This window comes from Binatus sp. (SeqCode) (assembly GCF_050013435.1).
Lineage (GTDB): Bacteria > Desulfobacterota > Binatia > Binatales > Binataceae > Binatus.
Genome location: NZ_JBEKFG010000095.1, coordinates 1 through 12109, shown reverse-complemented (window position 1 = coordinate 12109; position 12109 = coordinate 1). Strand labels below are relative to the sequence as shown.

The window sequence follows — 12109 nt, the reverse complement described above, 5'->3', positions numbered from 1 at the left end:
GGCGAGGAGCGCTTCCATACTTTTCTGGGCGTGCCGGTTCGCGACGGCCGCAAGAAGCCGCTCGGAGTGCTGGTCGCGCAGACGCTCGAGCGGCGCAAATTCAACAAGAGCGAAATCCGCCTGCTCAGCACCGCCGCCAACCAGGTCGCGCAAATTCTTTCTCATTTCAGGCTGCGCGAATCGCTCGCCACCAAGGAAAAAGAGCGGCTCGAATATCGGCGCCGGATGATCGAGGCCAACCGCCAGCTCAAGGATTACGAAAAAATCGGCGGCAAAACCCGCCACGCCCCGCCGGCCAAGATTCGCCGCCCGCGGCTGGCAGGACTTTCCGCGTCGCCCGGATTTGCGCAGGGAAGCGCGCACATCATCGGCGCATTTCTAAGCAGCGTCGATCGCAACCAGAAGTGCCGCGACCCCAAGGCCGAGGTCAAGCGCTTCGAGGACGCTCTGGCCCGTTCGCTGGCCGAGCTGGCGACGCTGCGGGTCAGGATGGAGCCGCTGATGCCCGAGTCGGACCTCCAGATTTTCGACGGCCATCGCATGATTCTCGAAGACGAGGAGTTCGTCGGCCGCATCCGCGATACGATTGGCGACGGCTACGCCGCCGAGAGTGCGCTGTTCCGGGTCATCGAGGAACTCAGCACCTCGATGCTTGCGGTCGCGGACAATTATTTGCGCGAGCGTGCGACCGACTTCCGCGACGTCGGCCATCGCGTGTTGCGGCATCTGCGCCAGGAGGAAAGGCGGGCTCCATCCACCAAGCCCACGATTATAGTCGCCGAGGAACTTACGCTCTCGCAACTGATGCTCGCCAGCCACGACAAGCTCGCGGGTATTGCGCTGCAATCCGGCGGCGTCACCTCGCACGCGGCGATCCTGGCGCGGGCGTTCGAAATCCCCACCGTAGTCGGCGTCGAACATCTTATGGAATCCGTCGTCGAGGGCGATCAGCTCGTGCTCGACGGCAACTCGGGCGTCGTTTACGTCAATCCCGGCGCCGAGATCGAGCGCGACTACGTGAGCCTGTCCAAGCGCTACGAGGCATTCAAGCGCGAGCTTATCGAAGAGGGCAACGCGCCCACCGCGACCCGCGACGGCCATCGCGTCATGATGCTTGCGAATATCGCGCTGCCCGCCGACATCCAGCTGGCGCTGCGCTACGGCGCTGAGGGCGTCGGGTTGCTGCGTTCGGAATTCTCCTTCCTGACCTACGAGGATTTTCCCGACGAGACTCAGCAGCTCGCGCTGTATGGCAAAATGCTCGATATGCTCGGCAAGCGCCCGATCACGATTCGCACGCTCGATATCGGCGCCGACAAGTATCCGGCGTACATGCGGGTGCCGCGCGAGGACAATCCGTTCCTCGGCTGGCGTTCGATACGTATCTCGCTTGAGATGTCGGGGCTGTTCAAAGTTCAGCTTCGCGCCATTCTCCGCGCCGCCGCCACCCACAATGTCCGCATCATGTTCCCGATGATCTCCAGCCTCGAGGAATTGCGCCGCGCCAAGGAATTGTTGGCCGAGTCGCAGGCCGAGCTGTTCAAGGAAGGACTCGAGCACAATCCCAATATCGAAGTCGGAATCATGGTCGAAGTGCCGTCGGCCGTCTGGCTCGCGCCGCGGCTTGCGCGCGAGGTCGATTTTTTCTCGATCGGAACCAACGATCTGATCCAGTACCTGCTCGCCGCCGATCGCAACAATCGCAAAGTCGCGCACCTGTACGAGGCGCTGCATCCCGCCGTCATTTCCGCCATCTCCGAGGTCGTCAATGTCGCGCGCGCGGCCGACAAGGAGGTTTGCCTGTGCGGCGAGATGGCCAGCGATCCGCTGGCAGCGCTCCTGCTGGTCGGGATGGGCCTCGACGAACTAAGCCTGAGCCCGCTATTTATTCCGGTGGTGCGCAAGGTCATTCGGGAGGTCGATTATCAGACCGCCCGCCTGATCGCGCGCGAGACTTTACAAATGGCCAGCGTGCAGGAAATCAAGGGTTATCTGGTTGAACGCTATCGCGATTTGGGGCTGATCAATCTGGTCGAAATGTACCGCTAGTTACCTTCTATCCGAATTATCCCGGTTAATTCCTCGACTTTGGCGCTGTTAATGTGTTTCAATGAATTCTTGACAAAGCCAGTCGGGATTTGTTTACTTCTTCTGACCGACCGGTTAGATACCATCCGGGCCCGTATTCGGGTATGATGCGCAGGTTGGGCACGCTGTCGGGCTGGGCTGGGAAAGAAAAGCTGAGGATCTACTGATGGTATTTCTTATCTGTTTAGGCGCATTTCTGGTTTTCGCGGCAAGTGTCCTCTACTGGCTGTTGGGGACCAACCGTTATGGCGGTGATCGTCCGGCCGCCACGCTTCAGTTGACTGCCCGCACGGGTGCGACCGCCGATGCGGCGATAAAGCCCGAGCTTTGCCGCACGATTCGAGTCTATTTTATCAAACCCTCGCGCTACGACGAGGAGGGCTTTGTACAATATTTTCGCTACGGCGTTCAGCCCAACAACACTTTGACCGTGCTGACGGCGCTCAACGAGGCGTTCAACAAGCGTTACGCGGTCGAGCGGAACGTTTACCTCGAGACGGTAATTTGGGACGAGATCTGCGACGGTGTGGTCAGCCCTGAGACGATCAAGGCGATCAAGGAAAAGGCGCGCGAAGATGGCGTCGAGTTGCTGATCGGGCTGGCCGGTGTGCAATCGAATCAGTATCCGCGCGGGCGCGACCTCGCGCTTCAGTTCGTCGCCGAGGGCTTGCCCACGATGATGGGCGGATTCCACGTCAGCGGCTTTCCGGATTCGTGCAAGTTCCTCAATGAATGCGGCGTCACCACCGTCGTCGGCGAGGCCGAAAACATCTGGGGCTGTATCGTCGAGGACTTCCTGCGCGGTGAGCTGCGCAGGCATTATTCGGTCACCGAGGGAATTCGCGCGAAGACCGGCCAGGACGATATCACCGTTCCGCTTATCACGGAGACGCTGCTGCCGAAGCTTGACGATCGTTATCTCACGCGATTTTTCAACGACACGATGACCACGCTCGACACTTCGCGCGGATGCCCTTTTACCTGCTCGTATTGCAGCGTGAAAAACGTGATGGGCCGCACGATGCGCTCGCGCGAGCCCGACGCCGTCGTAAACTGGGTGCGCGACGCATGCCAAAATCATGGCATCGAGTCGCTGTTCCTGGTCGATGACGACTTTTTCCGCTCGCCGCGATGGGAAGAGATTCTCACCGGCCTGATCGATGTGAAGAAGGAGTATCCCAAGCTCTCCTTCATGATGCAGGTGGACGTCGATGCGTCGTGCTACGCAAACGTTGCCGACGGCGAGACCGAGACCGCCAAGCATCGGCGCAGCAAACGCTTCACCGAACTGGCCGCGGCCGCGGGATGCTACCAGGCGTTCGTCGGAATCGAGTCGCTCAATCCCGACAACCTGAACTTTGCCACCAAGTACCAGAATACCGACGACCGCCAGCACAAGTGGAAGCTGGAAGCGGCGCGCGCGCACGTGATCGACAAGTATCGGCGCGTCGTTGAGAACTGGCACAAAGTCGGTGTGTCGGTGCACGCCGGCTATATGCTGGGATTCCCGTTTGACGGTCCTGATTGCGGACGCGTGGCGGTGGCAACGCTGAAGAAGATCGGCTTCGACCTGGTGTCGTTCTTTATCATGACTCCGCTGCCGGGCACCGAAGATCAGGCGCGCTTCACCCGCGAAGGCGCCATCACCGACTGGGACTTCAACCAGCTCGACTCGCAGCACGTCACGCTCAAGCACGACAAGATGGACAAGGAAAGCTGGCTCGGCGCGTACCGCGACGCTTACCTGGGCTTCTACTCGCTGCCGCGCTTTCTTCACCGGATGTTCACCATATGCGCCGGCCGTGGACTCAGTGCGGAAGCGCGCTGCTCGACGCTCCGTCAGTTCACCTATTATTTCTTCAGCCATCGCCAGGGACGGCATCCTATGGTCGGCGGGATATGGCCGATTCGCCGCCGCGACGTCCGCCGTGCCGCTGTAACCGACGACGAGGCGCGCCGCTGCTACCTCGGCGGGAAGCGCTTCGATGCGATTTTGCGCGGCGACCCTGGCGATGGATTCGCCGGGGCTCCGGCGTAAGCGCCGCTGAGTTTAACCATCTGACCGAAAACCGGCGCGATCCAATCAGGATCGCGCCGGTGTGCTTTTCGGGCGCTATCTGCTTCTAACCGCCGCATCACCCACGAATTACCCGCACCCGGCTTGCGTCAACGCCCCATAAACGGGTAGGGATTTCCCCGGGGTCCCCATCATGATCACGCTGCCCGTCATCATCGTCGCTCTCGTCGTCATCGCCGCGGTACTGTTCTTCGTCCCATTCGCCTTGCGCCTGGTTGTCCGCCTCGCGCTCTTTCTCATACCCGTGGCGATCGCCGCGGCGGGCATCGCGATGATCATGAACGACGAAACCATCTTCGAAAGACCCGGCGCCCAGCAACGCATGATCCGATTCGTCACGATGAACTCCGCGGCCGCCAGCGCGTCGGGTGACGGCTCGGTGACTTGCCAGATGGGCATTCAGCCCAACGCCGCGGCGATTCCTGCCGCGCCGGCGCCGAAGAAGCACGCCGCAAAGGAGCCGCCTGCCAAGCCGCCTGACTCCACCCACAGGCTGGGACCGGTCCCGACGCCGCCGTCGCTCGACGACGTCTTTCCGGAATTGATTCGCCGCTCGTATCCGGGAATCCCGCGCCAGAAACTGTTCCAACTCTCGCAAGATACGATCAACTCGCTCGGTGGATGGAAAATCGTCAAGGCGGATCCCGCCAACTCCACCATCGACTGCATCTACACGTCGCGAATCTTCAAACTCGAGGACGACGTGAGGATCGCTGTAGAATCATCAGGTGAGATCGACGTGTGCGCGCGCTCCGGCCTGGCGCGTCCCGATGCGACCTCGATGCTGCGCTACTTCCCCGGTGACATCGGCGCCAGCGTTGGGCATATCAAGCAATTTTACGAGGCGCTCGAGCCCAAGATGGACGAGGTTTACAAGCAAGAGCAGGACCAGCAGAACGCCAAGAAACCGCACTAACGCGCACGCGCGTGGCGCGCGTGCGCTGGGGAAGGGTGAACCATTTTATCTTATGTGAAACCCGCCGTGGGTTTCACGCTTCCCTGGGCAGGGGTAACCCCTGCACCTTAGTGAAAAGAGAAGATGCGGGCTTCGCCCTGTTAGAACTTTTTTTGTGTCATCCTGAGCGCAGCGAAGGATCTCGCGCGCGCCAGCGCGTGTCTGGCCGTCGCCGGACGCCGGGCGTCCGGCGGGATTCTTCGCTACAGCAACTTTCGCTCAGAATGACACGAGGGGCCGCACTCTTCTTTTGTGTCATTCTAGAGCGAAGCGAAGAATCCCGGATCTTTTTCTTTGCCGTCGCCACGGCCAGGGTCACGCCTGCCGCCCACCGCGCAGGTGATTCTTCCTTCATCCCCCGGCGCAGCCTGACATGGAGAACGTCAGTACCCAGTTGAAGTACGAACGCCACGAAATTAGCATCCCAATCGCGATCTGGAACCGGACGCGGAAATGAAACGGCGCGACACCCGAGCGAAATCGAAGGCCAGTCAACCGCGGCCCGCGCGCAAGGCGTCCGTGAAGACTCCCAAGCGCGCGACTCCGAGCAAGCGCGTCATTCTGATGGTCGGTACCCGCAAGGGTGCGTTCATCTATCACAGCGACGGTTCGCGCTCGCGATGGCGCCTGGACGGGCCGCATCGCCTCGGCGAAATAGTCAATCACCTGGTGCTCGATCCTCGTGATGGCAAGACCATGTTGATGGCGGCGCGCGCCGGACATCTTGGACCTACTATCTTCCGATCGACCGACCTGGCGCGCACGTGGAAGGAGGCATCCCAGCCGCCGGCGTTTCGGATGGCAGCGCCGGGAGAGAATGGCCGCGCGGTCGAGTACACCTTCTGGCTGTCGCCGGCGCATCGCGATGAGCATGACACCTGGTATGCGGGCACCTCGCCGCCGGCGCTGTTTCGAAGCGAAGATGGCGGAGTTACGTGGCGCGGCGTCGATGGCTACAACGACCATCCGATGTATTCCAGGTGGAATCCGCCCGACAAGGGAACACCTGACGGACCGGTACTGAGTTCGGTGAATGTGGACCCGCGCGATGCGGCGCACGTGTACATGGTCACCTCCGACGGCGGTGCGTTCGAGACTCGCGACCAGGGAGAATCGTGGCGCTCGCTCAATCGAGGCGTCGAGGTGAACTTCCTGCCCGATCCATTTCCGGAGTACGGGCAGGACGTACACTGCATGTGCTTGCATCCGCGCAAGCCGGATCGCCTCTACCAGCAGAATCACTGCGGCATCTATCGGATCGATCGCCCCAGCGACGAGTGGGTGCGCATCGGGGTCAACATGCCCCGGGAGATTGGCGACATCGGCTTCGGCATAGTGTTGCATCCGCGCGATCCGGATACGGCGTGGGTGTTCCCGATGGACGGCACGACGGTATGGCCGCGGACCAGTCCCGACGGGCGGCCGGCGGTGTACCGCACGAGCGACGCGGGCGCGACCTGGACTCGGCAGGATCGCGGGATGCCGCGGGAGCATGCATGGTTCACCGTCAAGCGCCAGGCGTTTTGCGCCGACGACTGGGATCCCGCCGGGCTTTACTTCGGCACCACCAGCGGCGAGGTGTGGATGAGTCCGAACGAGGGACGCAACTGGCGATGCGTCGCGTCGCATCTGCCGCACATTTATTCGGTGGTCGCGGCGACAGTTTCCTGATGCGCGTGGCGATTCCAAGTCCGCTCCGTTCTTATACTCGTGGCCGCGACGCGGTGACGGCCGCCGGCGCGACCTTCGCCGAGCTGCTCGACAATCTCGACCGCGCGTGTCCGGGAATTCGCTTTCGCATGATCGATGAGCAGGGGCGCATCCGCAGGCATATCCGTTTCTTCGTAAATCGGGAGCCGGTGGCCGATCTGGCTCAAGCACTGCACCCCGATGACGAAGTGCAGATCATCTGCGCGCTCAGCGGCGGATGACTGAACCGCGCATCGGTTGCGCGTGCTTTTGACAAGACGCACGCGATCCGGTCAAGCTGTGATCGTATGGCGATGCGGGAAACACAGATCGACGCGCTGGCGACTCATCTCGTACAGGGGTTGATCGATCGCGGCGTGATCAAGCCCAAGGGCGACGTCAAGGAATTGGTGGCGTGCGTGGTCGAGCTGATGTCGGCGAATTTCGAGACCGAAGCGCAGATCGACGAAGAGGCCGACAAGATGGCGGAGGCGGAGGCGCGCCGCGATACGCGCCTGGACGTCACGCGGCTGCGCAATTTGATTCGCCAGCGCCTGGCCGAGAAAAAGAACTTCACGCTCTAGGCGACATGCTCGCACAGTAAAATCTTCATGAAGCTCACCGAAGCACGAGTGCTGTTCCTGGCGCGCGAGTCGCTGGCAAAATTGCGCGACGAGGGCCTGGCCGAGATCGCGAACTTTCCGCTCGCGCTTCGCCAGGCGCGCGAAATCGTCGCGCAGTTCAACGAGCAGGGCGACGAGATCGATGCGATCGTCAGGCGCAAGATCAATTCGATCAAACGCGGCGTCGTCGAGGGTTCCAACGAATGGACCATCCTCTACAAGCGCTACCGCGACGAAGAGATGCGCAAGAAAGGCCCGCGCAGCTAGGCCGCCGCGGGTACTTCCAATCGCATCACGTGGCCAAGTACTCTGGCTCAAGTATCTCAAGCGTCACGGCCCCTGAAAAAAATGGACGATAACGAATTTCGCGAGCGGTCGGATACCGCCTTGACCAAAGTCGCGAAATGGCTCGAGGACCTCGACCCCGACGAAGTGGATTACACGACGGCCGACGGCGTCGTGACGATCGAGTTCGCGGGCGGCGCCAGGTTTATCTTGTCGAGGCAATCGCAGATGAAGCAGCTGTGGCTCGCCGCCGGCTCCCATGGATTCCATTACGGTTGGGATGCTGCTCGCGGTCTGTGGCTCGACGACAAGGACGGCCACGAGTTGTTTCCACGTCTGGCAGAGGCGATATCCGAGCAGCTCGGGCATCCCGTAGAGTTCTGAATTTTCCAGCGGCGGCCGCGCGCCCGCTCAGATCTCGTCGCGCATGATTCGCGTCGCGATTACCAGCGCGGTGGCGCCGGCCGTGGACATCAGGATCGCGCCGACAAAGTTATGCGCGTGAACGCCGAGCACGGCGAAAATCATGCCTCCGATCACTCCGCCGACCAGGCCGAGTGCTATGTCAGCCATCATGCCGTAGCCGTTGCCGTTGAGAATCTTCCCGGCCAGCCATCCTGAAATGAGTCCGACTAGAATCCATGCGAACATGATCGGTCTGTCCTCCCTGTCGTTGGCCGCGACGCCCGAAACTTCGGCGCCGAGCCTTCATCCAGGAGAGAGCAAGAGCGTTGCCATCGTGGTACGCGCGAAATGATGCGTGAATCAGGCGGTATTGTGGCGTATGCGATGCGGGATTTCGACTGCACCGCCGGATTGCGGCTGCGGGGGCACTCAGCGCGACGCGGGCGGCAGGGCGATGAAAAAGAGGCGGGGTCGCTCGGCTCCGGAGACTCCGCTCGGAATGACACAAAAAAGTCGATGCGGCGGCTACACCCTCACCTAACCTCTCCCGTAAGATAACGGGCGAGGGACCAGTGGTGGCGAATCAAGCAAAACTGCGCGGGGCTATTTCGGGGTTCGGCGAGGTCGCCGCGCGGGCGCATCTCCCGGGATGGCGCACGCGCGAAAATATCGCGATCGGCGCGATCCACGATCCAATCTCGGAGCGCCGCCATGAGGCGATTCGGCTAATCAAGAATGTTCGGGTGTACGACGACCTCGAGCTGATGCTCGACGGTGAGGCGCCCGACTTTGTCGATGTCGCCAGCCCCCCGGGGATGCATCATGCGGCTGCGCGCGCGGCGCTCAGAGCGGGCGCGCACGTGCTGGTCGAGAAGCCGCTTGCGCTCACGCTTGCCGACTTCGACGAGCTCGACGCGATTGCCGCGGAAAAACGGCGCGTGCTGATGTGCGTGCACAATTGGAAATACGCGCCTGCGTATGCGGCCGCGCGCCGGGCGATCGAAGCTGGGCGGCTTGGCGAGATTCGCTTCATGTCGATCGATCGGCTGCGCACCGAGCCTGCGGGCGCGGGCGGAAGCGGTGGCAAGTGGCGCGCGTCGGCGGCGTCGGGCGGAGGGATTCTGATCGATCACGGATGGCATGTGTTCTACCTGATGTATTGGATGCTCGGCGGCGAGTCGCCGCTGTCGATTTCGGCGCGGCTTGAATCACCGACGGGCGTGGACGTTGACCACGTGGCCGACGTGCGAGTTGAGTTTGGGGCGGGGCGCGTGGCGCGTGCGCATTTGTCGTGGCGCGCGCCGGTGCGCAGAACTTCCGCGGTCATCTATGGCGAGCGCGCGAGTATCGAGATCGAGGGCGATCGGGTGCGCCTGACTGATCGGTCGGGCAAGGCTGAAGACCTCTCGGTCGCCGACATTCCCGACGACTCGTACCATTCGGCGTGGTTCGGCGGAGTCGCGGATGAGTTCGAGCGAGTTGTCTCCGAAGGAGACAACTCGTCCGCCGCTGTTGCGCGACGCAATTTGGCCGAGGCGCGGGCCGCACTGGCGCTAATCGATGCCGCGCGACGATCAGCTGTCAACAACGGAATCGAGATCAATATCCCGTAAAATCAAGCAGTTAGACCGAAATGTCGCATGGGGGACATTTTGGCTCGAACTGACCGCCTGACCGATCGGACTGGCTCTCTTGACTTTCGGAATTGTGACGGTAAAGCTGCCATTGACCGAAAGGTTAGCCGCATTATCGAGACGGGAATATTATGGACGCATCGCAGGCCAAACAACCAAGCTTATCCGAGCCGCGCGCACAGTCGCAGGATTCGCGCGACGAGATTCTGAAGGCGGCGATGGGGCTATTTGCCAATCGCGGCTTCCATGAGACGTCGATGTCGGAAGTGGCGCGCGAGGCGCGGGTCAGCAAGGCGCTGATTTTCTGGCATTTCAAGACCAAGGAAGAGCTGTTCGTGGCGGTGCTGAACCGGCTGCTGGAGCCGTACTTCATCGATTTTGCGGAAGAAGCGGCGATGGACGAGCGGGCGCAGATTGAGAAGCTGGTCGAGTCCTACCTGTCGTTCGTGCGCGACAACGCGAGCTCGGTGCGTTTTTTCCTGGCGCAGATGCTCCACGACCAGCGGCTGTCCGAAGGCCTCAACGACCAGGTGCTCAAGCTGTATAGCGGATATCGCGCGATGCTGGTGGAACTGATCGCGCGCGCCCAGCAAAAGGGCATCTGCACGCGGCGGCCGGCGCCGGAATCGGCGGCGGCGTTTCTGCTCTCGGCGCTGAACGGATTGCTGATCGAATACTTGTTCATGGGCGCAAACTCCGTCGATCCGGAAGGGGCGGTGGCGATGGTCGGCGAGTGGCTGTTCGGGGGCGCACCGGCGGCATCTTCATCGGAGAATGGCGGCGCGCCAGCCGCCTGAAATTTTCACTCATTTCACTTTCTTCAAGATCCAGGAGAACGCGCCAGCATGCGAATCCCGCTAAGACAGATGATCGATCTGGGCCGCTACATGAGCGCGAAGAAGCGTTCGGGGGAGAAGTATTTTCCGTTGGTGCTGATGCTCGAGCCGCTGCATGCGTGCAACCTTGCATGTATCGGATGCGGGCGAATCGTCGAGTACAAGGACACGATTCGCGACATGATGCCGCTGGACGAGGCGCTGCATTCGGCCCAGGAAGCGGGCGCGCCGATCGTGTCGATCTGCGGCGGCGAGCCGCTGATGTACAAGCATATCGTGCCGCTGACCCAGGGATTGATCGAGGATCAGAAGCGTCACGTCATGATCTGTACCAACGCGGTCCTGCTGGAACGATTCGTCAAGCAGGTGGCGCCGAGTCCGTACCTGAGCTTCAACCTGCATCTGGACGGGATGCGCGAGACCAACGATCGCGTGACCGACCGGCCGGGGCATTTCGACACCGTCGTGAAGATGATCAAGCTGCTGAAGCAGAAGGGCTACCGCGTGCAGACCAACACGACGGTGTTCCGCGAGACCAGCGGTGAAGAACTCGAAGGGATGATCAAGTACCTGACGAGCCTGGGCGTCGATGGGATGCTGCTGAGCCCCGGCTATCACTACCAGGTGCTGAACAACGACGACGAGTATCTGAGAAAAGAAGACATGCCGGCCAAGTTCCTCAAAGTCCGCGACATGGCGAACGACTACAAGATCATCAATACGCCGATATACCTGGACTACCTGGTCGGCAAACGCGACATGCAGTGCAGTCCGTGGACGACGGTGACGCGCAATCCGCGAGGATGGAAGGGACCCTGCTACCTGATAACCAACGGGCACTACAAGACGTTCAACGAAATGCACGCGGCGACGGACTGGGAATACTACCGGACCAAGCAGGATTTCCGCTGCCGCGATTGCAAGCTGCATTCGGGATTCGAGGGCACAGTGGCGCTTGATTTCGGCAAGAATCTTAAGGACTCGTGGCGGATGGTGAGGCATTACGTGGCGTGATGAGTCGCTTGCGCTGTCGAAGCGCAGAGCGCTCGCGCGCAGTTGAGCAATCAGCGTTGCCAGGCGGGAGGGGAACGATCGCGTGAGGAAAAATCCCGGCCAGTTTTTCAGCGCCGCTGTCGAGCCAACGTCGGCGCCGCTGCCGTCGCGATAAGAGAAACCAGACGTGTTTGACTTGCACAGCTATTTAAAGGAGCGCGCGCAGATTATCGAACGAGCGCTCGTTCAAAGCGTCGAGGAACCCGCGGGCGCGGCGGCGCGCCTGCATGAAGCGATGCGCTACTCGCTGTTGGCGGGCGGCAAGCGGCTGCGGCCGGTGCTGGTGCTGGCGTCGTGCGAGGCGGTCGGAGGGAAAGTCGAGGCGGCGATGGGATTTGCGTGCGCGGTCGAGATGATTCACACCTACTCGCTGATTCACGACGACCTGCCGTGCATGGACGATGACGATATGCGCCGCGGGCGCCCGACCAATCACAAGGTCTATGGCGAAGCGATCGCGACGC

General features: G+C 61.5%; 11 protein-coding genes and 1 pseudogene. 11 read left to right on the top strand and 1 reads right to left on the bottom strand.

The window, feature by feature from the left end; all coding sequences use genetic code 11:
• The 7 genes and pseudogenes from ptsP to cyaY form a co-directional block, all read left to right on the top strand.
• A partial coding sequence (gene ptsP, locus ABSB13_RS15300) for a phosphoenolpyruvate--protein phosphotransferase (RefSeq protein ID WP_428110080.1) occupies positions 1-2049 on the top strand: 2049 nt, incomplete at its 5' end.
• A 205-nt stretch (positions 2050-2254) separates the two neighbouring features.
• The gene (locus tag ABSB13_RS15295) at positions 2255-4126 is read left to right on the top strand and encodes a B12-binding domain-containing radical SAM protein (protein ID WP_428110078.1); all 1872 of its coding nucleotides are present in this window, start codon (positions 2255-2257) and stop codon (positions 4124-4126) included.
• A 172-nt stretch (positions 4127-4298) separates the two neighbouring features.
• Complete coding sequence (locus ABSB13_RS15290) at positions 4299-5081, top strand: DUF1499 domain-containing protein (RefSeq protein ID WP_428110077.1); 783 nt, start codon at positions 4299-4301, stop codon at positions 5079-5081.
• 603 nt (positions 5082-5684) lie between these two features.
• Positions 5685-6791: a beta propeller repeat protein gene (locus ABSB13_RS15285; protein WP_428110081.1), complete on the top strand. Its 1107-nt coding sequence runs from the start codon at positions 5685-5687 to the stop codon at positions 6789-6791.
• Positions 6791-7051 carry a MoaD/ThiS family protein gene (locus tag ABSB13_RS15280; RefSeq protein ID WP_428110076.1) on the top strand — a complete coding sequence of 87 codons (261 nt, stop codon included), beginning with the start codon at positions 6791-6793 and terminating at the stop codon, positions 7049-7051. Before ABSB13_RS15285 ends, ABSB13_RS15280 begins: the two co-directional genes overlap by 1 nt.
• A gap of 66 nt (positions 7052-7117) precedes the next feature.
• Positions 7118-7699, top strand: a pseudogene (locus ABSB13_RS15275) (DUF507 family protein).
• Between the two features lie 81 nt (positions 7700-7780).
• Positions 7781-8101 (top strand): iron donor protein CyaY, encoded by a 321-nt coding sequence (gene cyaY / locus ABSB13_RS15270; protein ID WP_428110074.1) that lies wholly within the window; start codon positions 7781-7783, stop codon positions 8099-8101.
• Between the two features lie 27 nt (positions 8102-8128).
• Here cyaY and ABSB13_RS15265 read toward each other — a convergent pair whose 3' ends face one another.
• Positions 8129-8368 carry a GlsB/YeaQ/YmgE family stress response membrane protein gene (locus ABSB13_RS15265; protein ID WP_424672519.1) on the bottom strand — a complete coding sequence of 80 codons (240 nt, stop codon included), beginning with the start codon at positions 8366-8368 and terminating at the stop codon, positions 8129-8131.
• A 329-nt stretch (positions 8369-8697) separates the two neighbouring features.
• On the opposite strand from ABSB13_RS15265, the gene ABSB13_RS15260 reads away from it, so the two are divergent.
• The 4 genes from ABSB13_RS15260 to ABSB13_RS15245 form a co-directional block, all read left to right on the top strand.
• Positions 8698-9735, top strand: coding sequence for a Gfo/Idh/MocA family protein (locus ABSB13_RS15260; protein WP_428110073.1), 1038 nt, complete (start codon positions 8698-8700; stop codon positions 9733-9735).
• Positions 9736-9887: 152 nt separating this feature from the next.
• Entirely contained in the window at positions 9888-10553 is a 666-nt protein-coding gene (locus ABSB13_RS15255; protein WP_428110071.1) for a TetR/AcrR family transcriptional regulator, read from the top strand.
• Between the two features lie 48 nt (positions 10554-10601).
• Positions 10602-11606: an adenosyl-hopene transferase HpnH gene (gene hpnH, locus ABSB13_RS15250; RefSeq protein ID WP_428110069.1), complete on the top strand. Its 1005-nt coding sequence runs from the start codon at positions 10602-10604 to the stop codon at positions 11604-11606.
• A 166-nt stretch (positions 11607-11772) separates the two neighbouring features.
• Positions 11773-12109, top strand: a 337-nt coding sequence (locus ABSB13_RS15245; protein ID WP_428110067.1) for a polyprenyl synthetase family protein, incomplete at its 3' end; no start/stop codon positions are given.

Excerpts from the sequence above, each read along its gene's own strand:
- ABSB13_RS15295 (WP_428110078.1), top strand. The coding sequence starts at position 2,255 with ATGGTATTTCTTATCTGTTTAGGCGCATTTCTGGTTTTCGCGGCAAGT.
- ABSB13_RS15290 (WP_428110077.1), top strand. The coding sequence starts at position 4,299 with ATGATCACGCTGCCCGTCATCATCGTCGCTCTCGTCGTCATCGCCGCG.
- ABSB13_RS15285 (WP_428110081.1), top strand. The coding sequence starts at position 5,685 with ATGGTCGGTACCCGCAAGGGTGCGTTCATCTATCACAGCGACGGTTCG.
- ABSB13_RS15280 (WP_428110076.1), top strand. The coding sequence starts at position 6,791 with ATGCGCGTGGCGATTCCAAGTCCGCTCCGTTCTTATACTCGTGGCCGC.
- cyaY (WP_428110074.1), top strand. The coding sequence starts at position 7,781 with ATGGACGATAACGAATTTCGCGAGCGGTCGGATACCGCCTTGACCAAA.
- ABSB13_RS15265 (WP_424672519.1), bottom strand. The coding sequence starts at position 8,368 with ATGTTCGCATGGATTCTAGTCGGACTCATTTCAGGATGGCTGGCCGGG.
- ABSB13_RS15255 (WP_428110071.1), top strand. The coding sequence starts at position 9,888 with ATGGACGCATCGCAGGCCAAACAACCAAGCTTATCCGAGCCGCGCGCA.
- hpnH (WP_428110069.1), top strand. The coding sequence starts at position 10,602 with ATGCGAATCCCGCTAAGACAGATGATCGATCTGGGCCGCTACATGAGC.